The 24371-nt window shown below is 75.6% G+C and carries 21 protein-coding genes and 1 pseudogene; 11 read left to right on the top strand and 11 right to left on the bottom strand.

Going from position 1 to position 24371, the window contains the following annotated elements:
- Positions 1–71: 71 nt before the first annotated feature.
- The 3 genes from purB (at position 72) to IE225_RS12815 (ending at position 3524) form a co-directional block, all read left to right on the top strand.
- Positions 72–1514, top strand: a complete 1443-nt coding sequence (gene purB / locus IE225_RS12825) for an adenylosuccinate lyase (protein WP_190057586.1) — start codon at positions 72–74, stop codon at positions 1512–1514.
- 62 nt (positions 1515–1576) lie between these two features.
- Positions 1577–2071, top strand: a complete 495-nt coding sequence (mug, locus tag IE225_RS12820) for a G/U mismatch-specific DNA glycosylase (RefSeq protein ID WP_190057585.1) — start codon at positions 1577–1579, stop codon at positions 2069–2071.
- A 295-nt stretch (positions 2072–2366) separates the two neighbouring features.
- Positions 2367–3524: an ROK family transcriptional regulator gene (locus tag IE225_RS12815; protein ID WP_190057584.1), complete on the top strand. Its 1158-nt coding sequence runs from the start codon at positions 2367–2369 to the stop codon at positions 3522–3524.
- An 82-nt stretch (positions 3525–3606) separates the two neighbouring features.
- Here IE225_RS12815 and IE225_RS12810 read toward each other — a convergent pair whose 3' ends face one another.
- Both IE225_RS12810 and IE225_RS12805 read right to left on the bottom strand, forming a co-directional pair.
- Positions 3607–4368, bottom strand: coding sequence for a GntR family transcriptional regulator (locus tag IE225_RS12810; RefSeq protein ID WP_190057583.1), 762 nt, complete (start codon positions 4366–4368; stop codon positions 3607–3609).
- 241 nt (positions 4369–4609) lie between these two features.
- On the bottom strand, positions 4610–5488 hold the full coding sequence (locus IE225_RS12805) for an RNA polymerase sigma-70 factor (protein ID WP_190057582.1): 879 nt from the start codon (positions 5486–5488) through the stop codon (positions 4610–4612).
- 517 nt (positions 5489–6005) lie between these two features.
- On the opposite strand from IE225_RS12805, the pseudogene IE225_RS12800 reads away from it, so the two are divergent.
- Both IE225_RS12800 and IE225_RS12795 read left to right on the top strand, forming a co-directional pair.
- Positions 6006–6593: pseudogene (locus IE225_RS12800) on the top strand (alkaline phosphatase D family protein); the annotation flags it as partial.
- Between the two features lie 105 nt (positions 6594–6698).
- A complete protein-coding gene (locus IE225_RS12795) occupies positions 6699–7970 on the top strand; it encodes a GNAT family N-acetyltransferase (protein ID WP_190057581.1) in 1272 nt (423 codons plus the stop codon).
- Positions 7971–8194: 224 nt separating this feature from the next.
- Here the strand turns inward: IE225_RS12795 and IE225_RS12790 are convergent, their stop codons facing one another.
- Positions 8195–9403 (bottom strand): trans-sulfuration enzyme family protein, encoded by a 1209-nt coding sequence (locus IE225_RS12790; protein ID WP_190057580.1) that lies wholly within the window; start codon positions 9401–9403, stop codon positions 8195–8197.
- Positions 9404–9463: 60 nt separating this feature from the next.
- Between IE225_RS12790 and IE225_RS12785 the strand changes: the two genes are divergently transcribed.
- On the top strand, positions 9464–9982 hold the full coding sequence (locus IE225_RS12785; protein WP_190057579.1) for an Lrp/AsnC family transcriptional regulator: 519 nt from the start codon (positions 9464–9466) through the stop codon (positions 9980–9982).
- Positions 9983–10025: 43 nt separating this feature from the next.
- The gene (locus tag IE225_RS12780) at positions 10026–11717 is read left to right on the top strand and encodes a DUF885 domain-containing protein (RefSeq protein ID WP_190057578.1); all 1692 of its coding nucleotides are present in this window, start codon (positions 10026–10028) and stop codon (positions 11715–11717) included.
- Positions 11718–11911: 194 nt separating this feature from the next.
- On the opposite strand, the gene IE225_RS12775 is transcribed toward IE225_RS12780, so the two are convergent.
- From IE225_RS12775 to IE225_RS12765, 3 genes are all read right to left on the bottom strand, one after another.
- Entirely contained in the window at positions 11912–14911 is a 3000-nt protein-coding gene (locus IE225_RS12775; RefSeq protein ID WP_190057577.1) for an AAA family ATPase, read from the bottom strand.
- Between the two features lie 37 nt (positions 14912–14948).
- Complete coding sequence (locus IE225_RS12770; RefSeq protein WP_190057576.1) at positions 14949–16112, bottom strand: exonuclease SbcCD subunit D; 1164 nt, start codon at positions 16110–16112, stop codon at positions 14949–14951.
- Positions 16113–16290: 178 nt separating this feature from the next.
- Positions 16291–16917, bottom strand: coding sequence for a YigZ family protein (locus IE225_RS12765; protein WP_190057575.1), 627 nt, complete (start codon positions 16915–16917; stop codon positions 16291–16293).
- Positions 16918–17188: 271 nt separating this feature from the next.
- On the opposite strand from IE225_RS12765, the gene IE225_RS12760 reads away from it, so the two are divergent.
- On the top strand, positions 17189–17596 hold the full coding sequence (locus IE225_RS12760; RefSeq protein ID WP_190057574.1) for a CoA-binding protein: 408 nt from the start codon (positions 17189–17191) through the stop codon (positions 17594–17596).
- 38 nt (positions 17597–17634) lie between these two features.
- Entirely contained in the window at positions 17635–18849 is a 1215-nt protein-coding gene (locus IE225_RS12755) for a 4-hydroxybenzoate 3-monooxygenase (RefSeq protein ID WP_190057573.1), read from the top strand.
- Positions 18850–18914: 65 nt separating this feature from the next.
- Here IE225_RS12755 and IE225_RS12750 read toward each other — a convergent pair whose 3' ends face one another.
- Positions 18915–19274, bottom strand: coding sequence for an ArsR/SmtB family transcription factor (locus IE225_RS12750; protein ID WP_190057572.1), 360 nt, complete (start codon positions 19272–19274; stop codon positions 18915–18917).
- A gap of 61 nt (positions 19275–19335) precedes the next feature.
- Between IE225_RS12750 and IE225_RS12745 the strand changes: the two genes are divergently transcribed.
- A complete protein-coding gene (locus IE225_RS12745) occupies positions 19336–20421 on the top strand; it encodes a cation diffusion facilitator family transporter (protein WP_190057571.1) in 1086 nt (361 codons plus the stop codon).
- 81 nt (positions 20422–20502) lie between these two features.
- Here the strand turns inward: IE225_RS12745 and IE225_RS12740 are convergent, their stop codons facing one another.
- The 3 genes from IE225_RS12740 to IE225_RS12730 all read right to left on the bottom strand — a co-directional run bounded on the left by IE225_RS12740 (position 20503) and on the right by IE225_RS12730 (position 22768).
- Entirely contained in the window at positions 20503–21057 is a 555-nt protein-coding gene (locus IE225_RS12740) for a YbaK/EbsC family protein (protein WP_190057570.1), read from the bottom strand.
- A gap of 72 nt (positions 21058–21129) precedes the next feature.
- Positions 21130–21702, bottom strand: coding sequence for a helix-turn-helix domain-containing protein (locus IE225_RS12735; RefSeq protein WP_190057569.1), 573 nt, complete (start codon positions 21700–21702; stop codon positions 21130–21132).
- Between the two features lie 301 nt (positions 21703–22003).
- Positions 22004–22768, bottom strand: coding sequence for an acyltransferase (locus IE225_RS12730; protein ID WP_190057568.1), 765 nt, complete (start codon positions 22766–22768; stop codon positions 22004–22006).
- Between the two features lie 164 nt (positions 22769–22932).
- On the opposite strand from IE225_RS12730, the gene IE225_RS12725 reads away from it, so the two are divergent.
- On the top strand, positions 22933–23478 hold the full coding sequence (locus IE225_RS12725) for a gamma carbonic anhydrase family protein (protein WP_190057567.1): 546 nt from the start codon (positions 22933–22935) through the stop codon (positions 23476–23478).
- A gap of 115 nt (positions 23479–23593) precedes the next feature.
- Here IE225_RS12725 and IE225_RS12720 read toward each other — a convergent pair whose 3' ends face one another.
- A complete protein-coding gene (locus IE225_RS12720; RefSeq protein ID WP_190057566.1) occupies positions 23594–24247 on the bottom strand; it encodes a DedA family protein in 654 nt (217 codons plus the stop codon).
- Positions 24248–24371: the final 124 nt, after the last annotated feature.

Raw genomic sequence — 24371 nt, 5'->3', positions numbered from 1 at the left:
CCGGTCTCGTAGGTTCCGCCGAATCACCCCGCGGCGCCGACCTGCAGGAACCGCCAGTAGAATCCGTGCACGTGACTTCCGCACCCGCCAAGCCCCGTATCCCCAACGTCCTCGCCGGACGCTACGCCTCCGCCGAGCTGGCCACCCTGTGGTCCCCCGAGCACAAGGTGCGCCTGGAGCGGCAGCTGTGGCTCGCCGTGCTGCGCGCCCAGAAGGACCTCGGGGTGGAGGTGCCCGAGGAGGCGCTCGCCGACTACGAGCGGGTGCTGGACCAGGTGGACCTGGCCTCGATCGCGGAGCGGGAGCGGGTCACCCGGCACGACGTCAAGGCGCGGATCGAGGAGTTCAACGCCCTGGCCGGGCACGAGCACGTGCACAAGGGCATGACCTCCCGGGACCTGACGGAGAACGTCGAGCAGCTGCAGATCCGCCGCTCGCTGGAGCTGGTGCGCGACCGCACGGTGGCCGTGCTGGCCCGGCTGGGCCGGCTCGCGGCGGAGTACGGGGAGCTGGTCATGGCCGGCCGCTCCCACAACGTCGCCGCGCAGGCCACCACCCTCGGCAAGCGGTTCGCCACCGCCGCCGACGAGCTGCTGGTCGCCCACGGCCGCCTGGAGGAGCTGCTCGCGCGCTACCCGTTGCGCGGCATCAAGGGTCCGGTCGGCACCGCGCAGGACATGCTGGACCTGCTGGGCGGCGACGCGGCGAAGCTGGCCGAGCTGGAGGGGCGGATCGCCGCGCACCTGGGCTTCTCGCGGGCCTTCACCTCCGTGGGCCAGGTCTACCCGCGGTCCCTGGACTACGAGGTCGTCACCACGCTGGTGCAGCTCGCCGCGGCGCCGTCCTCGCTGGCGAAGACGATCCGGCTGATGGCCGGCCACGAGCTGGTCACCGAGGGGTTCCAGCCGGGCCAGGTCGGCTCCTCGGCGATGCCGCACAAGATGAACACCCGCTCCTGCGAGCGCGTCAACGGCCTGATGGTCGTGTTGCGCGGCTACGCCTCCATGACCGGCGAGCTGGCGGGCGACCAGTGGAACGAGGGCGACGTGTCCTGCTCGGTGGTGCGCCGGGTCGCGCTGCCGGACGCGTTCTTCGCGCTGGACGGGCTGCTGGAGACGTTCCTGACGGTGCTGGACGAGTTCGGCGCGTTCCCCGCGGTGGTCGCCCGCGAACTGGACCGCTACCTGCCGTTCCTGGCCACCACCAAGGTGCTGATGGCCGCGGTGCGCGCGGGCGTGGGCCGCGAGGTGGCGCACGAGGCGATCAAGGAGCACGCCGTCGCCACCGCGCTGGCGATGCGCGAGCAGGGCGCCGAGCGCAACGACCTGCTCGACAAGCTCGCCGCCGACGAGCGGCTGCCGCTGGACCGGGCGCGGCTGGAGGCCCTGATGGCGGACAAGCTGTCCTTCACCGGTGCCGCCGCCGACCAGGTCGGCGCCGTGGTCGGCCGCATCGAGGAGATCGTCAAGCAGCACCCGGAGGCCGCCGGGTACACCCCGGGGGCGATCCTCTGACCCCCGCGCGCCGCTTCACCCGGGCCGAACTCGAGGCCGCCCGCGACCGGCTCGTCCCCGACGTGGTCGCGGACGGACTGAAGGTGCTGTTCTGCGGCATCAACCCCGGCCTGATGACGGCGGCCACGGGCCACCACTTCGCCCGTCCCGGCAACCGCTTCTGGCCGGCGCTGCACCGCTCCGGCTTCACGCCGCGGCTGCTGAAGCCGTCGGAGCAGCGGGAGCTGCTGTCGTACGGGCTCGGCATCACCAACGTCGTGGCGCGGCCGACGGCGCGGGCGGACGAGCTGACCGCCGAGGAGTACCGCGAGGGCGGGCGGCTGCTGGCGCTGAAGGTGGCGCGGTGGCGGCCGCGGTGGCTGGCCGTGGTCGGCGTCACCGCCTACCGGGCCGCGTTCGACGACCGCACCGCCCGGGTCGGCCCCCAGCAGCGGGTGATCGGCGGCACGCGCGTGTGGGTGCTGCCCAATCCGAGCGGGCTGAACGCGCACTGGACGCTGGAGACGATGGCGGAGGAGTTCGCCCGGCTGCGGCAGGCGGCGGAGGACTCCGCCTAGAGGGCTCTTGAAGATCTGCGGCGGCCCGGGCGCCCCGGCCGGGATGCCGGGCGGTTCCGGGGCGGTCCGCGGCGCCGGGCCGGGCGCGGGCCGCCCCGGCGGGGCACGGCCGCGTCCGCGGACGGCGGACGCCCGGGCGGGCCCTCTCCCGCGGAGCCCGCCGAGTCCGCCGAGTCCGTACGAGGCCGGCGGCCGCACCCGGCACCGTCCGCCCCGGCGGGCCGGTGCCCGTGGTCGCCGGGGCGGGCGGTGCCGTACGATCCGGCCACACGCGCACGAGCGGGGAGGACGGACGGTGGGGCGGCTGACCGGCGGGGATCCCTCGCTGCTGCGCAGGATCAACTCCGCGGTGGTGCTGCACGCGCTGCGGGCCGCGGACTGCGCCACGCTCACGGAGGTCTCCCGGGTCACCGGCCTGTCCCGGCCCACCGTGGAGGTCGTCGTCGAGGGCCTGATGGAGGCCGGGCTGGTGGTCGAGGCGGCGGCCGAGGAGGGTGTCGCCCGGCGCCAGGGGCGGCCCGCGCGGCGGTTCCGGTTCCGGGCCGAGGCCGGGCACCTGCTGGGCCTGGAGATCGGCGCGCACCGCGTCGCCGCGCTCCTGTCCGACCTGCACGGGCGGGTGATCGGCGCCCAGACCAAGGACGTCGACGAGGCCCTGACCGCCGACGAGCGCCTGGAGCGGGCGCGCTCCGCAGTGGCCGAGCTGCTGCGCCGGGCGGGTGTGCCGCGCGGTTCGCTGCGGGCCGTCGGGGTGGCCACGCCCGGGATCGTCGAGGCGGACGGCACGGTGCGGCTGGGCACCGCCCTGCCGGGCTGGACGGGGCTGCCGCTCGGCGAGCGGCTGAGCCGCTCCTTCAAGTGCCCGGTGCTGGTGGAGAACGACGCCAACGCCGCGGCCGTCGCCGAGCACTGGAAGGGCGCCGCCACCGAGTCCGACGACGTGGTGTTCGTGCTGGCCGGGCTGAGCCCCGGCGCCGGGTCGCTGATCGGCGGGCGGCTGCACCGCGGCTACGGCGGGGCGGCCGGCGAGATCGGGGCGCTGCACCTGCTGGGCCGGGAGGCCGCGCCGGAGGCGCTGCTGTCGACCACGGACGAGCCGCTGCACCCGCTGGACGAGCAGGCCGTCGCCGAGGTGTTCGCGCTCGCCCGCGAGGGCGACCGGCGGGCCCGCGCCGCCGTGGACCGCTTCATCCGGCGGCTGGTGCACGACGTGGCCGCGCTCGTCCTCGCCCTCGATCCCGAGCTGGTCGTCGTCGGCGGCTGGGCCGCGGGCCTGGACGGCGTCCTGGAGCCGCTGCGCCGGGAACTCGCCCGCTACTGCCTGCGCCCGCCGCAGGTCGTCCTGTCGCGGCTCGGGGAGGCCGCCGTGGCCACCGGCGCGCTGCGGCTGGCCCTCGACCACGTCGAGGAGGAGCTGTTCGCGGTGGAGGGCACGGTCACCGCCCGGCGCTGACGGGTGCCGCACGGCCCGCCGGCCCGCCCGCGTCCGCCGGCGGCGGGCGCCCCGGCACTCGTTGGCGGCGGGCGCAGCGGGGTCAGGACGCCTGCCGCTCCGGACCGTGGTGGATCTCCACGCGGCCGGTGTCGCCGAAGGTGAGGCGGCAGGTGTCGGCGCGGTAAGTGGCCAGGGAGAGGGCCGCGGTGCGGCCTTCGGCGTGGAAGCGGGTGGTGACGAGAAGGACGGGGGCGCCGGGGAGGCGGTCGAGTTCCCGGGCGTCCTCCGCGCGGGCCGAGGCGAGCTCCACGGCGCGGTCCTCGCCCTCCAGGTCCAGGCGCTGCAGCTCGCGCAGCACGGCACGCGCGCGGGCGGCGCCGGCGGGCGCGTCGATCGCGCTGAGGTCGGGAACGGACGCCTGCGGCACGTACAGCAGCTCGGTGGCGACCGGCCGGCCGCTGTACGTGCGGGACCGGCGCACGGTGTGCACGGGCTCGTCGGGTCCGGTGCCGAGGGCGTCGGCGACGGACGCGGGCGGCACCTCCCGGACGCAGTCGACGGCCTGCCAGGCGTCGCCCGGGGCGCCCGGCCAGGCGTGCCGGGCGGTGTCGACGGAGACGCCGACGCGCGGCGGGGCGACGGTCGTGCCGACGCCGCGGCGGCGCTGCAGCCTGCCCTCCAGTTCCAGCTGCTCCAGCGCCTGGCGCAGGGTGGCGCGGGCGACGCCGAAGCGGGCGGCGAGGTCGCGCTCGTTGGGCAGGATCTCGCCCACGGAGAACTCGCTGTCCAGCGCCTCGCTGAGCACGGTCTTCAGGTGCCAGTACTTCGGTTCCGGCACCGACTCCAGCTGCGTGGTCCCCACCCTGATCCTCCGCGGTCGCCGTGGTCGGCGGCTTTTCAGCGCCCTTGTTTATGAAAGGTTGTTGCAGTTTTCCCTGCGACCTTAGGACGCCCCCCATCCTTGGTCAATACCAATCATCCTCGGTCAATACCCATCCTCGGCCCGGCCGCGGGCGCGCGCGTCGGCCGTCGCGCGGTGTTCACGAACCGTTCGCGGCGCGCCATGCGCCCGACACGCGGGCGTCGCCCCGGCGGGGCGGGGGTCAGGCCAGCGACCGCAGCTTGTCGGGGTTGCGGACGAGGTATATGCGCTGGATGCGCCCGTCGGCGACGTCGAGCTGGAAGGCGGTGTCGGGCACGCCGCCGGACAGGACGAGCACGGCCGGGCCGCCGTTGAACTCCAGCAGGCGCACGGACATGTCGGGTACGCCGCGCGCGGCGGTGCCCACCAGGAAGCGGCCCACCTTGTCGGCCGTGTGCAGGATCCGCACCGGCGCCTTCACCTTGCCGCCGCTGTCGCCGACCAGTTGGACGTCCGGCGCGAGCAGCGCCATCAGCCCCTCCAGGTCGCCCTCGCCCGCGGCGGCCAGGAAGCGTTCGGTCAGGTCGCGGCGCTGGGCGGGGTCGACGTCGTAGCGCGGCCGGCGCTCCTCGACGTGCTTGCGGGCGCGCGCGGCGAGCTGCCGCACGGCCGGCTCGCCGCGGTCGAGCATGGCGGCGATCTCGGCGTACGGGTAGCCGAAAGCTTCCCGCAGCACGAACACCGCCCGCTCCAGCGGCGACAGCGACTCCAGGACGACCAGCAGGGCCAGGGAGACGGAGTCGGCGAGCACGGCCCGCTCCGCGGCGTCGGGGACGGTGGTGGTGTAGTCGGTGACGTACGGCTCGGGCAGCCAGGGGCCGACGTACGCCTCGTCGCGCGCCTTGATCTGCCGCAGCCGGTCGACGGCCAGCCGGGTCACGATCCGCACCAGGTAGGCCCGCGGGTCGCGGATCTCACTGTGATCGGCGCCGGACCAGCGCAGCCAGGCCTCCTGGACCACGTCCTCCGCGTCGGCGACACGGCCGAGCATGCGGTAGGCGACACCGGTCAGGAGGCGGCGGTGCTGTTCGAAGACGTCGGTTCCGGTGAAGGTCGTCACGGTCCCATCCCAGCCGACACGCCGCGCCCTGTCCAGGCGGAACGGGTCCTTCCGGCCTGTACGGGGCAATGCGCCCCTCTCCGCACGGGCGGTGCCCTCTCCCCGCCCGGGGTAATGCTCCTCCCTGTCCGGGGCAATGCTCCTCCCTTTTCGCTGCTTTCGGTGCTTTCGGTGCGCGGGCACGGTCCGCGGGGCGGTGGCCGAGCCGACGGGAGCCCAGGGGCGGTTGTTCACGTGTCGTTCGCGTGCGGGCCGCCGCACCCCCGTAGGTGTGGCTTCGCACCACTGGCCGGATCCCGTCCCCGGAGGCGTATCCATGTCGAACCGTTCGTCCCGCCCCCCCGCCCGCCCCTGTCGTTCCCTGGCCGCCGCAGCGTGCTGCGCGGCTCGCCGGCCGCCTCGGCGGCCCTGGCCGTGCCCGGCGCCCTCGGTGCCGCACCGGCCCTCGCGCTGTCCGGACGGCCCCGCGCCGACTGGGGCGTGCAGACGGGTGACGTGACCTCCGACTCGGGCCTACGACCAGACCACCGACCCGCAGGGCATCCTGGGCCGCGGGCAACTGGACTGGCTCGAGCGGGAGCTGGCCCGCTCGCGCGCGGTGTGGAAGGTGATCGCCGCCGACCTGCCGCTCGGCCTGGCGGTGCCCGACGGGGTGGAGGGCCGGGCGAACTTCGAGGCCGTCGCGCAGGGCGACCCGGGCGCGCCGCTCGGCCGCGAGCCGCAGATCGCCGAGCTGCTGCGGTTCGTCAAGCACCGGCGCATCACCGGCACGCTGTGGCTGACCGCCGACGTGCACCACACCTCGGCGCGGCACTACGAGCCGTCGCGGGCGGCGTTCAAGGACTTCGAGCCGTTCTGGGAGTTCGTCTCCGGGCCGCTGAACGCCGGTGCCTTCCCGGCCGGTGCGCTGGACGGCACGTTCGGCCCGAACCGGGTGTTCGTGAAGGCGCCGGCCGCCTCCAACGTCTCGCCGGCCCAGGGCTACCAGTTCTTCGGCGAGGTCGGCATCGACGGCGACAGCGGGGAGTTGACGGTGCGGCTGCGCGAGTGGGACGGCACGGTGCTGTTCACGCAGGTGCTCCGGCCGGGCCTGGCCGGGCAGTGATCCGGACGAGAATGACGCACTTCAACAAAACGCACTTTTGGGAACTTTACCCATCAGTCACAAGGCGTTCGTGATCACGCAACACCGTTCCTTCACAGTGGGTGCATGAGTCGAGAAGTGTCTGACGTGACGCACACGGAGAACGACCGCCCCGCACACCCCTGGCGAAGGGCCGCCGCAGCGCTGCGGGCATGGCGGACACGCCGCCACGGGCACGCGCCGCCGACGGCGGATACCGGGTCCCCGGCACCGCGGCGGGTGCCGGGGGCGAGCACGCTGTGGCGGCTGCGGACCACGGTGAAGGACGCACCGGGGTCGCTGGCCGCCCTGTGCACGGCGCTGGCCGACCGCCGCATCGACATCCTCGGCCTGCAGACGCACCCGCTGGCCGAGGGCGCGGTCGACGAGTTCCTGCTGCGCGCTCCCGAGGAGCTGACGGGAGGGGACGTCGTCGCGGCGGTGGAGCGGGCCGGGGGCACCGGCACCTGGATCGAGCGGGCCGACGCCCACGACCTGGTGGACGCGCCGACCCGGGCCCTGGCGCTGGCCGCGCGCACCGCCCTGGACCCGGCCGAACTGCCGCTCGCACTACGACAGTTGCTGGGCCGCTGCACCATCCGCTCGCTGCCCGCCCCGCCGCGCGGCCGGGCCGGCGACGGCACGCGGACGGTGCCGGCCGAGGGCGTGCTGGAGGACACCGTCATGCGGCTGCGGGCACCCGAGGGCGGGGTGATCACCGTGGAGCGGCCGTACCTGCCGTTCACCCCGACCGAGTTCGCCCGCGCACGCGCCCTGGTGGAGCTGGACGCGCGGCTCGGTCCGCGCATCCCGCGCGGGCGGGACGTCCTCACCCTGCCGGAGGGCAACGCGCTCACCATCCGCCGGGCCGACAGCCGGGACCTCGCGGCGGCCCGCGCCATGCACGAGCGGTGCTCGGCGGACACGCTGCGCCGGCGCTACCACGGGCCCGTCGGCGACGCCGACCGCTACCTCGACCACCTGCTCAGCCCCCGCTTCGGCCGCACCCTCGCCGCGCAGACCGCCTCCGGGCGCGTCGTCGGCCTGGGCCACCTGCTGTGGGACGGCGACGAGACCGAGGTGGCGCTCCTCGTCGAGGACGCCTGGCAGCGGCGCGGCGTCGGCGGCGAACTGCTCGCCCGGCTGGTCGCCATGGCCGCCGAGGCCGGCTGCGAGAGCGTGTACGCCGTGACGCAGTCCTCCAACACCGGCATGGTCGCCGCCATGCGCGCCCTGGGCCTCCCCCTCGACTACCAGATCGAGGAGGGCACCCTGGTCATCACGGCCCGCCTGGACATCGCCGCCACGTCCCCGGCCCTGCCATGGGAGCAGCGGGGCGGGACCGTCCGGCGCGACTAGTCGTTCGGGATCGGGGATCCGGAACTGGGCGTTCGGGACCGGGTTTTCGGGACAGGACGTTCGGAACTGGGTCTTCAGGAGCGGGAGTTCGGGACCGAGCGCTCGTAACTGGTCTTTCAGGACCGGGCGTTCGGGGTGGCCGCCGTGGGCCCGCCCGGCCCCGGGCGGCGGTTTTGCGCCGGGCCGGGGCCGGGACGAAGACCCCGCGCCGGCCCCTGTTCTCGTCAGTGGCGGGCGGAAGCCTCCTCCGTCGCGCCCCGCGGGCGGCGGGCCCACGCGCCCAGCGCCCGGTCCAGGTCGCCCCACAGGTCGTCGACGTCCTCCAGGCCGACCGAGAGGCGCAGCAGCCGGTCGCCGACGCCGGCGCCCCGGCGGTCGTCGGCGTCGACGATGCGGTGACTGATGGAGGCGGGGTGCTGGATGAGGGTGTCGACACTGCCGAGGCTGACGGCGGGCGTGATGAGGCGGACGCCGGCGATGACCTCGTGCGGGTCGCCGTGCACCTCGAAGGAGACCATGGCGCCGCCGATGCGCGGGTAGTGCACGCGCGCCACACGCGGGTCGGCGGCCAGGCGCCGGGCGAGTTCCGCGGCGGTGGCGGAGGCGGCCCGCACCCGCACCGGGAGGGTGGCCAGGCCGCGCAGCAGCAGGTAGCCGGCGAGCGGGTGCAGCACGCCGCCGGTGGCGAAGCGGACCTGCCGCAGCCGCCGCGCGAACTCCTCGTCGCAGGCCACCACGCCCGCCAGCACGTCGCCGTGCCCGCCGAGGTACTTGGTGGCGCTGTGCAGCACCAGCCGCGCGCCCTGCTCGGCCGGCCGCTGCAGCACCGGCGTGGCGAAGGTGTTGTCGACCAGCAGCGGCACCGATCCGCAGGCGTGCGCGACGGCCCGCAGGTCGACCTCGGCGAGGGTGGGGTTGGCCGGGGACTCCACCATCACCAGCCCGGTGTCCGGGCGCAGCGCGTCCCCGATGCCCGCCGGGTCGGTCCACGTCACCTCGGTTCCCAGCAGCCCGGCGGTGAGCAGGTGGTCGCTGCAGCCGTACAGGGGGCGTACGGCGACCACGTGCCGCAGGCCCAGCGAGGCCCGGGCGAGCAGGACGGCGGTCAGCGCGGCCATGCCGCTGGCGAAGGCGACCGCGGCCTCGGTGCCCTCCAGCCGGGCCAGCGCGGTCTCGAACCGGGCGACGGTCGGGTTGCCCAGCCGCCCGTAGACCGGCGGGCCCTCCAGGGCGGCACCGGTGGCGGCGAACGCGTCGAGGCGGGCGGCCTCGCCGCGGCTGTCGTGGGAGGGGTAGGTGGTGGACAGGTCGATCGGCGGGGTGTGCAGCCCCTGCCCGGTCAGGTCCTCGCGGCCGGCGTGCACGGCCTCGGTGGCAAGTGCCCGGAAACCGGTGCGCACGTCGTCGTGCGCGTCCCTCTTCGCTGCGTCCATGGGCGGCAGCGTGAACGACGTCCGGGTCCCGGGGACCGTGCGCCGTGCTACGTTCGGCCGGTGGCCGATTCCGTCGTACTGGATCCGGTGGATCTGCACCTGCTGCGGCTGCTGCAGAACGACGCCCGGACGACCTACCGCGACCTCGCCGCGCAGGTGGGGGTCGCGCCGTCGACCTGCCTGGACCGGGTGACCCGGCTGCGCCGGGCCGGGGTGATCCTCGGGCACCGGCTGCAACTGGACGCCGCCAAGCTCGGGCGGGGCCTGCAGGCGCTGCTGTCGGTGCAGGTGCGGCCGCACCGGCGGGAGCTGGTCGGGCCGTTCGTGGAACGCATCCGGGCGCTGCCGGAGGCGCGGACCGTCTTCCACGTCACCGGGCCCGACGACTACCTCGTGCACGTGGCCGTGGCCGACATGGCGGACCTGCAGCGGCTGGTGCTCGACGAGTTCACCGCGCGCCGCGAGGTGGCCCGCGTGGAGACGCGGCTGATCTTCCAGCAGTGGGAGTGCGGGCCCCTGCTGCCGCCGGGCGCCGGCACCGGCGCCGGCCCGGGCGGGGGCGGACACGCCCAGAGCTGAATCGGGGTGACGCGGGCGAGGCCGCCGTACGAGGATGGTCCGCATGTCCAAGACCACAAGCCCGCTGCCCCGCGAGGTCGCCGACGCCTACGTCGACGAACTCGTCGCCCTCGACCCGGTCACCGGCACCTTCCTCGGCGTGAAGGAGAGTTCGAGCAGACTGCCCGACACCTCCCCCGCGGGCCAGGAGGCGCTCGCGGAGCTGGCGCGCACCACCCTGGCACGCCTGGCGGAGGCCGAGCGGCGGCCCGGCGCGGACAGCGACGCCGAGCGCCGGTGCGCGCGCCTGCTGCGCGAGCGGCTGACCGCGGAACTCGCCGTGCACGAGGCCGACGAGGCCCTGCGCGCCGTCAGCAACCTGCACTCCCCCGCCCACTCGGTGCGCCAGGTGTTCACCGTGACGCCCACCGCCACCGAGGAGGACTGGGCCGCGGTCGCCGAGCGGCTGCGGGCGGTGCCGGCCGCGATGGAGGGCTACCGGGAGTCCCTGGCGCTCGGCCTGGAGCGCAAGCTGTACGGCGGACCGCGCGCCACCGCCACCTTCGTCGAGCAGCTCGGCGAGTGGGCGGACGCGGACGGCACCGGGCGCGGCTGGTTCGAGGAGTTCGCCGCCACCGGCCCCGAGGCGCTGCGCGGCGAGCTGGACGCGGCGGCCCGCTCGGCGACCGAGGCCGTGGTGGCGCTGCGCGACTGGATGCGCGACGTGTACGCGCCCGCGGTCGAGGGCGCGCCGGACGTGGTGGGCCGCGAGCGCTACGCCCGCTGGGTGCGCTACTTCAACGGCACCGACCTCGACCTGGACGAGGCCTACGCCTACGGCTGGTCCGAGTACCACCGCCTGCTGGGCGAGATGCGGCAGGAGGCCGAGAAGATCCTGCCGGGCGCGGCCACGCCGTGGGTGGCGCTGGCCCACCTCGACGAGCACGGCACGCACATCGAGGGCGTCGACGAGGTGCGGCGCTGGCTGCAGTCGCTGATGGACGAGGCGATCGACAAGCTCGACGGCACCCACTTCGACCTGGCCGAGCGGGTGCGCCGGGTGGAGTCCCGCATCGCCCCGCCCGGCAGCGCCGCGGCGCCGTACTACACGCCCCCGTCGGACGACTTCTCCCGCCCGGGCATCACCTGGCTGCCGACGATGGGCCAGACCCGCTTCCCCGTCTACGACCTGGTGTCGACCTGGTACCACGAGGGCGTGCCCGGCCACCACCTGCAGCTCGCCCAGTGGAAGCACGTGGCGCACGACCTCTCGCGCTACCAGGCCAGTGTCGGCATGGTCAGCGCCAACGCCGAGGGCTGGGCGCTGTACGCGGAACGCCTCATGGACGAACTCGGCTTCCTCACCGACCCGGAGCGCCGGCTCGGCTACCTGGACGCCCAGATGATGCGCGCGGTGCGCGTCATCATCGACATCGGCATGCACCTGGAGCTGGCCATCCCCGACGACTCGCCCTTCCACCCCGGGGAGCGCTGGACGCCCGCGCTGGCGCAGGAGTTCTTCTCCGCGCACAGCAGCCGGCCGGCGGACTTCGTGGTGAGCGAGCTGACCCGCTACCTGTCCATGCCGGGGCAGGCCATCGGCTACAAGCTGGGCGAACGGGCCTGGCTGCTGGGCCGGGAGAACGCCCGCCGGCGCCACGGCGCCTCCTTCGACCCCAAGTCCTGGCACATGGCGGCCCTCTCCCAGGGCTCGCTGGGCCTGGACGACCTGGTGGACGAGCTGTCCCGGCTCTGACCCACCCCGGTTCCGATCCGCGGCGGCTCCGATCCGCGGCGGCCCGCGGCACGGACCACCGCCGGGACCGGTCTCTCGGCCGGTCCCTTCCCGGTGGTCCGGCCGGGGCCGGTTCCTCGGCCGACGCTTTCCCGGTGATCCGGCCGGTCCCTTCCCGGTGATCCGCTCCCGCCGCGCCGCCGGTCAGCGGTGGGTCAGCCGGTGCCGCGCTGCCGCAGCACCGATCCGGACCGGCCCTTGACGACCTCGAGTTGGGCGTGGATGCGGCGGCGCAGGTCGGGGACGTGGCTGACGATGCCGACGCTGCGGTCGCGTTCGCGCAGCGAGTCCAGCACGTCGAGGACCTCGTCCAGGGTCTGGTCGTCGAGGCTGCCGAACCCCTCGTCGATGAAGAGGGTGTCCAGCCGGATCCCGCCGGCTTCCTCGGTGACCACGTCCGCCAGGCCGAGGGCGAGCGCGAGCGAGGCGAAGAACGTCTCGCCGCCGGACAGGGTCGCCGTGTCCCGCTCCCGGCCCGTCCACGCGTCGACGACGTGCAGCCCGAGACCGCTGCGGCCGCGGCCGGTGCGGTCGTCGGAGTGGACCAGGGTGTAGCGGCCGGACGACATGCGCCGCAGGCGCACGGTCGCGGCGGCGGCCACCTGCTCCAGGCGGGCGGCGAGCACGTACGACTCCAGGCGCATCCGGCGGGAGTTGTCGGCGGAGGTGCCCGCGGTGAGGGCGGCCAGGCGGGCCACGCGGTCGTACTCCTCGCGCAGCGGGGCGAGGCGGCGGGCACAGTCGGCGGCCTGCGCGGAGAGCCGGTCGAGTTCGGCGCAGCGCCGGGCGGCGGCGTCGCGGGCGGAGGCGGCCTCGCGCACCCGGTGGGCCGCGGCGGCCGCGGCCCGCTCGGCGGCGGCGAGGTCGGCGGGCGGCCGCTGGGCGGCGGCCGCGGTGTCCGCCTCGGCGAGGACGGCGCGCACGGCGGCCTCCTCGGTCTGCCACGCGTCCAGGCGGCGCTGCAGTTCGCGGTGGGCCGTGTCGTCCAGCAGCGCGGCGGCCGCGTCCTGCGGGGTGTCGAAGCCGGCGCGGAAGGCGGCCTCGGCGAGCCGGCCGTCGGCGTCCTTCAGCCGGGCGGCGCTCTCCTCGGCGGCGCGTGCCGCCTCGGCGGCCTCGGTGAGCAGGGCGGTGCGCCGCTCCAGGTGCGCGGCGCGTGCGGCCACGCTCTCGGCGTCGCCGCGGGCCTGCGTCAACTCCTGCTCCAGTGCGGCCCGTTCGCGTTCCAGGGTGTCGCGGCGGGCCGCTCGGGAGGCGGCGCGCACCGTGGCCTCCTGGCGGGCGGCCAGCCGCTGCTCGCGCTCCTGCTCGGCGCGGCGCAGCTCCTCGTGGGCGGCGTGCAGGCCGGAGGCCTCACGGCGTGCCTCGGCGTACCGCTCCTCCAGTTCCGCCACCTCGGCGGCGAGACGGTCGGTGGGGGTGTCGCCGGCCTCGGCGGTCGCGGCGGCCAGCGCCTCGCGGACGACGCCCAGGCGCCGCTCGTCCTCGGCGCGCCGCTCCTCGGCCCGCTGGTAGGCGGCGAGGGCGTCCTCCTCGGCCTCGCGGTCGACGTGCCCGGCGCCGCGGCGGGCGGGTGCGGGGTGCTCGGTGGCGCCGCAGACGGCGCACGGCTCGCCGGGGACGAGGCGGGCGGCGAGTTCGGCGGCGATGCCGTTGAGCCGCTGCTCCTTCAGTTCCAGCCAGTGCGCCTTGGCCCGGACCGCGTGTTCGCGGGAGGCGAGGGCGCGGGCCTGGGCCTCCTCGGTGTCGCGGGCGAACTGGTCGCGCTGCCGGGCGGCGACCAGCCGGCGGCGGGCGGGGTCGCGCTGGACGGCGAGCTGCTCGGCGCGCGTGGCCGCCTCCTGGGCCGCCTCGATCCGGGTGTGCAGGGCCGCGCGGGTGGACTCCCACTCGGCGAGCCAGCTCTCGGCCTCGCGCAGCGCGTCCTCGTCGGCGCGTTCCTGCCGGTCCAAGTCGGCGCGTTCGGCGACCAGTTCGGCGAGGCGTCGCTCGGCGCGGCGGGCCGCGTCCAGGCCGCCCAGCTCCTCGGCGGCCCGGCGTGCGGCGGCGGCGAGCCCGGCCGCGCCGGCGTCCGCGAACCCGTCCGGCAGCAGGGCCCGCGCGCGTGCCTCGGCCTGCGCCGCCGCGCGGTACTCGGTGTCGGCGGCCTGCCGCAGCTCCAGCGCCGGCGCCACCGTCTCCGCTTTGCGGGCCCGCTCCCTGCGCGCCTGCGCCCGCCGGTGCTCCTCGGCCTGTTCGGCGAGCCGCTCGGCGCGCTCCCGCGCCTCGGCGAACCGCCGCTGCAGCCGGGCCAGTTCGCGGGCCTCCTGCAGCGCCTGGTCGGCGGCGGCCTGCGCGGTCTCGGCGGCGGCCAGCCGGCAGTCGGCGACCGCGAGCTGCTCGCGCGCGGTGCTGCGGGCGACGGCGGCGGCGGTCAGCACGGCCTCGGCCAGGCCCGGCTCGCCGGGCTGCGGCTCCGGCAGGTCCATGGCGCCGCCCGCGGCCTGCTGCATGCGGTGGGCGACGGCCAGCAGCGCCGCGTCCCCGTCGCGCACCCGTGCCTCGGTGCTCCGGCGCCGGTCGGCGAGGTGTTTTTCGACGTCGGCGAAGCGCTGGGTGTCGAACAGGCGGCCGAGCAGGCGGCCGCGGGTCTCGGCGTCGGCGCGCAGGAAGCGCGCGAAGTCGCCCTGCGGCAGCAGGACGACCTGGCAGAACTGCTCGCGGCTCATGCCGAGCAGCTGCGTGATCTCCTCGCCGACCTCCTGGTGGGAGCGGCTGAGGTCCTTCCAGGTGCCGGTGGTGGCGTCGTACTCGCGCAGCCAGGTCTGCGCCTTCTCGACGGTGGTGCCCGCGCCGCGCTTCTTGGGGCGTTCCCACGGCGGCTGCCGGGTGATCTCCAGCCGCCGCCCGGCGACGGTGAGGTCGAGGCGGACCTCGGTGCGGGTGCCGGGCGCGGCGTGGTCGCTGCGCAGGGTCAGGCCCTGCCCGGAGACGCTCTGGCGGGCGCCGGGGACCGCGCCGTACAGCGCGTAGCACACGGCGTCCAGGACGGAGGTCTTGCCGGCGCCGGTCGGTCCGTGCAGCAGGAACAGCCCGGCGGCCGACAGCGCGTCGAAGTCGACGCTCTGGGTGCCGCCGAAGGGCCCGAAGGCGGTGATGTCGAGCCGGTGCAGCCTCATCCGGTCTCCCCGTGGGTGTGGTGCGCGGGCGCGGCGGTCACCGGGCCACCTCGCGGACGGCCGCGTCGGCGCGTACGGCGTCGAACGCCTCGCGCAGCACGGCCCGCTCGTGCGCGTCGGGGCCCGCGCCGCGCACGTGGGCGACGAAGTCCTCCGCGATCTGCTGGTCGCTGCGGCCGGCCAGGCGCCGGGCGTAGGAGACGCCGGGCTCCTCGGGGGCCCGCTCGGGGTCGAAGACGAGGCTGAGGGTGTGCGGGAACCGCTCGGTGAGCCGGGCCATGGGCTCGGCGGGACGCACCGGGTCGGTGAGGGTGGCCTCGACCCAGGCGCCGGTGTGCGGCTCCAGGGCGGGGTCGGCGAGCAGGTCCTCCAGGCGGCCGCGCAGGCGGGCGAGCGGCCGGGGCACCGGGCAGTCGACGCGTTCGGCCCGGACCTCTCCCCGGGGCCCGAGGTCGACCAGCCACATGCTCTTGCGGTGGCCGGCCTCGGAGAAGGAGTACGCCAGCGGGGAGCCGGAGTAGCGCACCCGCTCGGTGAGGGCCTGGGAGCCGTGCAGGTGGCCCAGGGCCGCGTAGTCGACGCCGTCGAAGACGGCGGCCGGGACGGCGGCGACACCGCCGACCGTGATGTCCCGTTCGCTGTCGCTGGCCTGCCCGCCGGTGACGAAGGCGTGCGCGAGGACGACGGAGCGGGTGCCCCGCGGGCGGGTGGCGAGGTCGGCGCGCACCCGGTCCATGGCGGCGCCCAGCACCGCCTCGTGGCCCGGTTTCTCCACCCCGAACTCGTCCTTGACCAGGGCCGGTTCGAGGTAGGGCAGGCCGTAGAGGGCGACCGGGCCGTGCGCGTCTTCGAGCACTACCGGGGTGCCGCAGCCGGCCGGGTCGGTGCGCAGGTGGATGCCGGCGCGCCCGATGAGGCCGGCGCCGACGCCGAGGCGGCGGGCCGAGTCGTGGTTGCCGGAGATCATCACCGTGGGCACGCCGAGGTCGGCGAGGCGGTGCAGCGCGTCGTCGAACAGCTCCACCGCGGCCAGCGGCGGCACCGCCCGGTCGTAGACGTCGCCCGACACCAGCACCGCGTCGACGCCGTGCTCGCGCACCGTCGCCACCAGGTGGTCGACGAACGCGGCCTGGGCGTCGAGCAGGCTCACCCGGTGGAACGCGCGGCCCAGATGCCAGTCGGACGTGTGCAGCAGCCTCATGGTCCCCGAAGACTAACGGTCGGAGCTGACACCACGGGCGGTCACTCGCGTATCGGTCCGTCGCGGCCGCCTGCCGCACGCCCGTCGTGCGCCCGGCGCACGTCCGTCGTGCACATGTCGCCCGCATGTCGTGCGCATGTCGCCCGCATGCCCCCGGGACGGGGGGGCGGCCTCCGCGTCAGGCGTCCCCGTACGCCTCCCCGCCCAGCGTGAACCGCGCCGTGCCCGCCGTCAGGTCGGCCAGCCAGGCGCGCACGGCGTCCACGTCGGCCTCGGGCAGGCCCAGCTCGAGGGTGACCGACTCGCCGTAGCGGACGCCGCGCACGTCGCGGCCGGCGGCGCGCAGTTCGTTCTCGACCTTGCCGGCGCGCTGGTGGTCGACGGTCACCGTGGCGAGCCGGAAGCGGCGGCGGGTGACGGTGCCCAGGGCGTCGAGGGCGGCGCCGACCGCGCCGCCGTAGGCGCGGATGAGGCCGCCGGCGCCGAGTTTGACGCCGCCGTAGTAGCGGGTGACGACGGCGACGACGTACCGCATGTCGCGGCGCAGCAGCATCTGCAGCATGGGGACGCCCGCGGTGCCGCCCGGTTCGCCGTCGTCGCTCGCCTTCTGGATCGCGGCGTCGGCGCCGATGACGTAGGCCCAGCAGTTGTGGGTGGCGTCCGCGTGCCGCGCCCGGACCGCGGCGACGAAGTCCTGCGCCTCCCGCTCGGTGGCCGCGGGGGCGAGGGAGCACAGGAAGCGGGAGCGGTTGACCTCGGTCTCGTGCACGCCCGCGCGGGCGAGGGTGCGGTACTCGTCCTGCATCCGCCCAGCCTATGCGGACGCGCACGCCGGGCCCCGGGCGAGGGGCGACAGGCCCCGGGCGAGAGGCGCCGGGCCGCACGCCGGATGCCCGCCGCCCACGCCACGGGAACTCTTGTTCGACCAAAAATTTGTTCGGTTTCGGCGATCCGTCGCGGCCCGTCGGGCCGAGGAGGACAGCGGGCGCCGGCCCGCCCGCCCCCGCCGGGAATCACCTCCCGTCCCGGACCGTTGTCCCCTTCACAGAGCTCCCCCGAGGCCCGAGGAGGCCGCCGTGTACGGCGACGACGCGACTGTGCGCAGGATTCTCACCGAACTCGGTGACACATGGGCCGTCGTCGGCCTGTCGTCGAACCCGCGGCGCGCGGCCCACGGCGTCGCGCGGGTGCTGCAGCGGTTCGGCAAGCGGATCGTGCCCGTGCACCCCAAGGCGGAGACGGTGCACGGCGAGCCGGGGTACGCCTCCCTCGCGGACATCCCCTTCGACGTGGACGTGGTCGACGTCTTCGTCAACAGCGACCTCGCCGGCGCGATCGCCGACGAGGCGGTGGCCAAGGGCGCGAAGGCCGTGTGGTTCCAGCTCGGCGTGATCGACGAGGAGGCGTACGCCCGTACGCGCGCCGCGGGTCTGGAGATGGTGATGGACCGCTGCCCGGCCATCGAGATCCCGCGTCTGCGCTGAGCGTCCCGCCCGGACCGCCCCGGGGTCATAATGCCCGGATGATCTCCTCACCCCATCCCAACTCCCCGTCCGCCGAGCGGACTTCGGTCGTCGTCGTGGGAGCGGGCCCGGCCGGGCTGACCGTCGGCAACATCCTGCGGGCCGCCGGTGTCGACTGCGTGGTCCTGGAGACCGGGACACGGCGGTTCATCGAGACCCGGCCCCGGGCCGGGATCGTCGAGGAGTGGGCCGTACGGGCCCTGGAGCGGCGGGGCCTGGCAGGCGGTCTGCCGGGCCGGGCGCAGCGGCACACCGCGTGCGAGTTCCGCTTCGACGGGCGGCGCCACCGCTTCGACTACACCGACCTGACGGGCTGCCACCACTACGTCTATCCGCAGCCGTTGCTGGTGGCGGACCTGGTCCGCGAGTACGCCGACGTGCGCGGCGGCGACGTCCGCTTCGGCGTGCGGGAGGTGCGGCTGCACGACCACGACACCGACCGGCCGTCGGTGTCGTACCTGTGCCCGGAGACGGGCGAGCGGCGCGTCCTGCACTGCGCGTTCGTCGCCGGGTGCGACGGGGCGCGCGGGGTGACCCGGGCCGCGCTGCCGCCGCACGCGCGCATCGCGCGGCACGACTACGGCACGGGCTGGCTGGCGCTGCTCGCCGAGGCGCCGCCGTCCTCCGACTGCGTGCTGTTCGGCTGCCATCCCCGCGGGTTCGCCGGGCACATGGCCCGCAGCCCGGAGGTCACGCGCTACTACCTGCAGTGCCCGCCGGGCGACGACCCGGAGAACTGGCCGCACGAACGCGTCTGGGCCGAGCTGCAGGAGCGTCTGGCCGCGGCGGACCGGCCACCGCTGACCGAGGGGCGGCTGATCGAGAAGCGCGTGCTGGACATGCACGACTACGTCGTCGAACCGATGGCGTTCGGGCGGCTGTTCCTCGCCGGTGACGCGGCCCACCTGATCGCCCCGATCGCGGCCAAGGGCATGAACCTGGCCCTGCACGACGCGTTCCTGCTCGGCGACGCGCTGGTCGCGTACCTCACGAGGGGCGAGGACGGCGGACTGGACGGCTACTCGGCGGCGTGCCTGCGGCGGGTGTGGGACTACCAGGAGTTCTCCGACTGGCTGGCGGAGCTGTACCACGGGGCCGCGGCGGGCGACGCCTACCGCGCGGGCACCGCGCGCGCCCGCCTGCACCGCCTGTTCGCCTCCCGCGCGGCCGCGACCGCGTTCGCGGAGCAGTACCTCGGCATCGGCGCCTACTGATCCCGGCTGATCCCGGCCGCTCCCGGGACTCCCGCGGCCGGGCCGCCCCGCGCGCCCGGCGCGCCTCAGTCGTGCGGGGGCCGGCCGCTCAGCCGGTGGTCGGCGACGTTCAGCGCCTCGTCGACCAGCCGGCGCAGGTGCCCGTCCCGCAGGGAGTAGATCACCCGGCGCCCCTCCTTGCGGGTGCTCACCAGCCCCGCCAGCCGCAGCCGGGCCAGGTGCTGGCTGACCGCCGGCCGCGCGGCGCCGCAGGTCTCGGTGAGCGTGGTGACGTCGGCCTCGCCGCCGGCCAGGGCGTGCAGCAGCGCCAACCGGGTGCGGTCGCCGAGCAGCGCGAGGAGCTCGGCGGCGAGCGCGAACTGCTCCTCGCCCGGAGTGCGCGGGTGCGCATCGTGTGCAGGTGACAGGTGCATGCGTGCGCTCATACGCACATAATGGCGCCAGGGGCGCGCCGCGTCCACCACCGCCCACCGGAAGGGGAACGACGTGAGCGACCGGCACCACCACCCGCACGGACACGGACACGGACACGAGCACAGGCACGAACACGGGCACGGGCACCATGCCCCCTCCCCCGGCCTGCGCCGCCGCCTCCTCCACCGCCTCACCCACCTTCTCGTCCCGCACTCGCACGCCACCGCGGACAAGGTCGACTCCGCGCTGGAGTCCTCCGCGCGCGGCATGCGGGCGCTGTGGCTGTCGCTGGCCGCGCTCGGCGCCACCGCGCTGGCGCAGGCCGCCGTGGTGGCCGTGTCCGGGTCGGTGGCGCTGCTCGGCGACACGGTGCACAACGCGGCCGACGCGCTGACCGCCGTTCCGCTCGGCATCGCCTTCGTGCTGGGCCGGCGCGCCGCCACCCGCCGGTTCACCTACGGCTACGGGCGCGCCGAGGACCTGGCCGGACTGGTGATCGTGCTGACCGTCGCCGCGTCGGCGGCCTTCACGGCGTACAGCGCCGCGGAGCGGCTGCTGCACCCGCGTCCGTTGGCGCACCTGCCGTACGTCGCCGCCGCGGCCCTGGCCGGCTTCCTGGGCAACGAGTGGGTGGCCCGGTACCGCATCCGCGTGGGCCGCGCGATCGGCTCGGCGGCGCTGGTCGCGGACGGGCTGCACGCCCGCACCGACGGGTTCGCCTCGCTCGCCGTGCTGCTCGGCGCGGGCGGCGCGGCGCTGGGCGTCCGGCTCGCCGATCCGCTCGTCGGCCTGGCGATCACGGCGGCCATCCTGTTCGTCCTGCGGGAGGCCGCCCGGGAGGTGTTCCGGCGGCTGCTCGACGCCGTGGACCCCGCGCTGGTCGAGCGGGCCGAGCGGACGCTGCGGGAGGTTCCGGGCGTGCGCGGGGTGGGCGGGGTGCGGCTGCGCTGGGTCGGGCACCGGCTGCGCGCCGAGGTCACGGTCGCCGTCGACGGGGAGGTGACGGCACGCCAGGCGCACGCGGTGGCCGTGGCCGCCGAGCACGCCCTCCTGCACGCGGTGCCCCACCTCGCCGCGGCCCTGGTCCACGCCGATCCCGCGCCGGCCCCGGGCGAGGCGGACCCGCACCTGCCGCTGGCCCACCACGCGCCGGCCTGAGCGGGCCCGGCCGGATGCGGGGCACCCAGCCGGATGCCGGACGCCGGACGCCCAGCCGGATGCCGGGCGCCCGGCCGGGCGTCAGACGCCCAGCCCCTCCAGCACCTCCGCGCCGGGCAGTTCCGCGAGCGCCTTGCCCGGCACGAGCAGCTTCCCGCGCCGCCGCCCGCTGCCGACCAGGACGTACGGCAGGTCGGCGACGGCGGAGTCGACGAGCACCGGCCAGTCCTGCGGCAGCCCGATCGGCGTGATGCCGCCGTACTCCATGCCGGTCCGGCCGGTGGCCGTCTCCGTCGGGGCGAACGACGCCTTGCGCGCGCCGAGCCGGCGCCGGACGACGCCGTTGACGTCGACACGGGTCGTGGAGAGCACGACGCAGGCGGCGAGCGTGGTCTCCCCGGCCCGCCGGCCGGCCACCACGACGCAGTTGGCGGAGCGTTCGAGCAGGTCGCGGCCGTAGTGCTCGACGAAGACGGCGGTGTCGGCCCACTGCGGCTCGGTGTCCACGTAGAGGATCTGGTCGGCGGGGACACTGCCGCGCCAGTGGCGCACGGCGTCGGCGACCGGACGGGTCAGTTCGTCGAGGCAGTCGGGGACGGGGGTGGCGTGGTCGAAGTCTCCGATCGGTGCGCGCATGACGGCACGCTAACAGCCGCCGGGCCCCCGGCCGGGCTTCACCACGGGCCGCCGGTCGGCCCGCAACGGACCTCAGCGCGCCGGCGGCACGGACACGGCCAGCACCATCTCCGTCGGCACGTCGCCGTCGTTGGCGTACACGTGCCGGACGTCCGCCTCGAAGGAGGCGCTGGCGCCCGCCGGCACCCGGTGGTCGGCGCCGTCGACGGTGAGGGTGAGCTCGCCGGCCGTGACGTGGAGGAGTTCCACGGTGCCCGTGGGATGGGGGTCGGAGGCGCTGCTCTCGCCGGGCATCAGCCGCCAGTCCCACAGTTCCAGGGGCCCGGGCGCCTCGGTGCCGGCCAGCAGGCGGTTGTAGCTGCCGGCGTCGGTGTGCCAGAGCCGGACGGCCTGGTCGGCGGGGACGATGCGGACCTTGGGGCCCTGCTCGTAGTCGAGCAGCGTGGTGATGCTGACGCCCAGCGCGTCCCCGATCTTCACGACGGTGCCCAGGCTGGGGTTGGTGCGGGCCTGCTCGATCTGGATGAGCATGCCGCGGCTGACGCCGGCGCGGGCGGCGAGCGCGTCCAGGGTGAACCCGCGCTCGGTGCGCCAGCGTTTCACGTTGCGCGCCAGAGACTGGGTCAGCAGGTCGAGGTCCGACACGTTCCGTCCAATGTTCCGGATGCGGATGACACAACTCACCGGGGTGAACCCCCGGTGGGGTGTACCGCATTGTTCACCGAACTGTACTGCCCGGCGCGGCGGGACAGCACTGCGGGCCCCGGCCGCGCCGACGTCCTCTTCGGCCCGTCCTGCCCGCCCGGCTCGCCCGGCCCGCCCGGCCCGCCCGGTCCGGCCGGTTTCGGCGGCGGGCCGACGGCCGGGCACCGCTCGGCGCGCTGCCGTCGGCCACCGGCCGCGTCACGCCCGCCGCGCCGGGCCGGCTCCGGTGCCGGGCCGGCCGTCAGACCCCCGGTTCCAGGCCGGCCAGGCGGGCGGCGCCCTCCGCGTCCAACTCCCCCAGCGCCAACAGTTGCTGCGGTGTGACGCCCTCCGGTATCGGCACCGGCGCCGGGGTGCGCAGCGGCGGCTGCCAGCCCGCCTCGGCCGTCCAGCGCCGCACGACGCGGGCAGGCGCCCCGGCGACCACCGCGTGGTCGGGCACCGTGCCCCGCACCACCGCTCCGGCGGCCACCACCACGTTCCGCCCGATGCGGGCGCCCGGCAGGATCACCGCTCCGGTGCCCACCCAGCAGCCGGGGCCGATCCGCACCGGCTGCATGCGCGGCCACTGCTTGCCGATGGGCTGGTGGGGGTCGTCGTAGGAGTGGTTGGTGGAGGTGACGTAGACGTACGGCCCGAAGTAGCAGTCGTCGCCGATGGTGACGGAGGTGTCGGCGATGACGTGGCTGCCGCGGCCCAGGACGACACCGTCGCCGATGCGCAGGATCGGGTCCGGGCCGAGGTCCAGGTCGGGCATGAGGCCCGCGGTGAGGGTGACCTGCTCGCCGATGATGCAGTGGGCGCCGAGGTGGATCCACGGCTCGCCGAAGACCGTGCCGAGCGGGAAGGCGAGCCGGGTGCCGGTTCCGATCGCGCCGAAGCGCAGCCGGCCGGGGTGCTCGGCCGTCACCGACCCCGTGCGCTGCACCCAGGCCCACGCCGCGTGGACGGCGCGCTGGAGAAGGCGGCGCCGCCAGGACGAGAACGTGTTCCTGCGCTCGGGCACCCGCTCACCGTACTCAGACCGGGCCGCGCCCGTGTCCCCGGAGCCCTGTGATCTTCACCCCACCGGGTGGCGTACCGTTCCCGTGGAATCCCGTGGAATCCCGTGGAAACGGCCCACGGGACGGGCCCACGAGACGGACTCATGAGACGGACTGGGAGACGACGTTGACGCACCAGGCGCTGATCACGGCCATCGGCGGCAGGCGGCCGCACATCGACCCGGAGGCGTTCACCGCGCCCACGTCCGTACTGCTCGGCGACGTCGAGCTGGGCGCCGGCGCGAGCGTCTGGTACGGCGCCGTACTGCGCGCCGACGTCGAGCGGATCACCGTAGGAGCTTCGAGCAACGTGCAGGACAACTGCACGCTGCACGCCGACCCCGGCTTCCCGGTGCACGTGGGCGAGCGGGTCTCCATCGGCCACAACGCCGTCGTGCACGGCGCCACCGTCGAGGACGACTGCCTCGTCGGCATGGGCGCCACGGTCCTCAACGGCGCGGTGATCGGCGCCGGTTCGCTGGTCGCCGCACAGGCCCTGGTCCCGCAGGGCATGCGGGTGCCCCCGGGCTCCCTCGTCGCGGGCGTACCCGCCAGGGTCAAGCGGCCGCTGACCGACGAGGAGCGCGAGGGCATCAGCCTGAACGGCACGATGTACGCGGAACTGGCGAGGACGCACCGGGAGGCGTACCAGGAGCGCGGGGAGCGCGAGTAGGAGCGGACGTGGGGCGCGAGCAGGGGCGTACGCGGGGAGCACGGGTAAAGGCGTACGTGGGGCGTGAGGAGGGGCGGCGTGCGAGGAGCGCGGTAGGGCGAGCGCCCGCGGTTCCCTACTCGCCGGCGGCGACCGGCTCGGGCTCCTCGGCCTCCCGGAGCGCCGCCTGCGCCTTCTTCGCCCTGCGCTTCAGCACCAGCATCGACGTCAGCCCGATCAGCACGGCCACCACCAGGCCCAGCCAGGAGAAGCGCTTGAGCCAGGCCTCGGCGACGACGCCGACGTAGTGGATGACGGCCGTGGTGCCGCCCGCCCAGCAGATGCCGCCGAGGACGTTGGCGATGAGGAACTTCCAGTACGGCATCCGCAGGACGCCGGCGAGCGGGCCGGCGAAGATGCGCAGCAGGGCGATGAAGCGGCCGAAGAAGACCGCCCACATGCCCCACTTCTCGAAGGACCGCTCGGCGGTGGCGACGTGGGCCTCGCCGAAGTGCCGGGGGAACTTCCTGCCCAGCCAGGCCAGCAGCGGCCGCCCGCCCTTGCGGCCGATGGCGTAGCCGAGGGAGTCGCCGATGACGGCACCGGCGGTGGCGCAGGCGCCGAGGACGACCGGGTCGACGCCCGTGTGCCGCGAGGACAGCAGCGCCGCCGAGACGAGGATGATCTCGCCCGGCAGCGGGATGCCCAGGCTCTCCAGGCCGATGACCAGGGCGACCACGGCGTAGACGGCGGCCGCGGGGACCGTGTCGAGCCATTCCTGGACGTGCACGCCGGTTCCTCCCCGAATCTCGCGTCCGTGCCTTGCTCAGTGCCGTTTGCGCGGTGTCGTTGGCGCAGTGCCGTTGGCGCGGTGCCGTGTGCTCGGCGCCGTCGTGGAGGACGTGCCGCAGCCG

This window comes from Streptomyces echinoruber (genome assembly GCF_014651135.1).
Taxonomy (GTDB): domain Bacteria; phylum Actinomycetota; class Actinomycetes; order Streptomycetales; family Streptomycetaceae; genus Streptomyces; species Streptomyces echinoruber.
The sequence above is the reverse complement of the archived record's forward strand: the minus strand, read 5'-3'. Positions and strand labels throughout refer to the sequence as shown.

What these genes read in the sequence shown, in the direction of transcription:
- IE225_RS12755 (WP_190057573.1), top strand. Translation starts at nt 17,635, where the DNA reads ATGATCTCCTCACCCCATCCCAACTCCCCGTCCGCCGAGCGGACTTCG.
- IE225_RS12765 (WP_190057575.1), bottom strand. Translation starts at nt 16,917, where the DNA reads ATGCAGGACGAGTACCGCACCCTCGCCCGCGCGGGCGTGCACGAGACC.
- IE225_RS12775 (WP_190057577.1), bottom strand. Translation starts at nt 14,911, where the DNA reads ATGAGGCTGCACCGGCTCGACATCACCGCCTTCGGGCCCTTCGGCGGC.
- IE225_RS12795 (WP_190057581.1), top strand. Translation starts at nt 6,699, where the DNA reads ATGAGTCGAGAAGTGTCTGACGTGACGCACACGGAGAACGACCGCCCC.
- IE225_RS12750 (WP_190057572.1), bottom strand. Translation starts at nt 19,274, where the DNA reads ATGAGCGCACGCATGCACCTGTCACCTGCACACGATGCGCACCCGCGC.
- IE225_RS12790 (WP_190057580.1), bottom strand. Translation starts at nt 9,403, where the DNA reads ATGGACGCAGCGAAGAGGGACGCGCACGACGACGTGCGCACCGGTTTC.
- IE225_RS12780 (WP_190057578.1), top strand. Translation starts at nt 10,026, where the DNA reads ATGTCCAAGACCACAAGCCCGCTGCCCCGCGAGGTCGCCGACGCCTAC.
- IE225_RS12740 (WP_190057570.1), bottom strand. Translation starts at nt 21,057, where the DNA reads ATGCGCGCACCGATCGGAGACTTCGACCACGCCACCCCCGTCCCCGAC.
- IE225_RS12770 (WP_190057576.1), bottom strand. Translation starts at nt 16,112, where the DNA reads ATGAGGCTGCTGCACACGTCCGACTGGCATCTGGGCCGCGCGTTCCAC.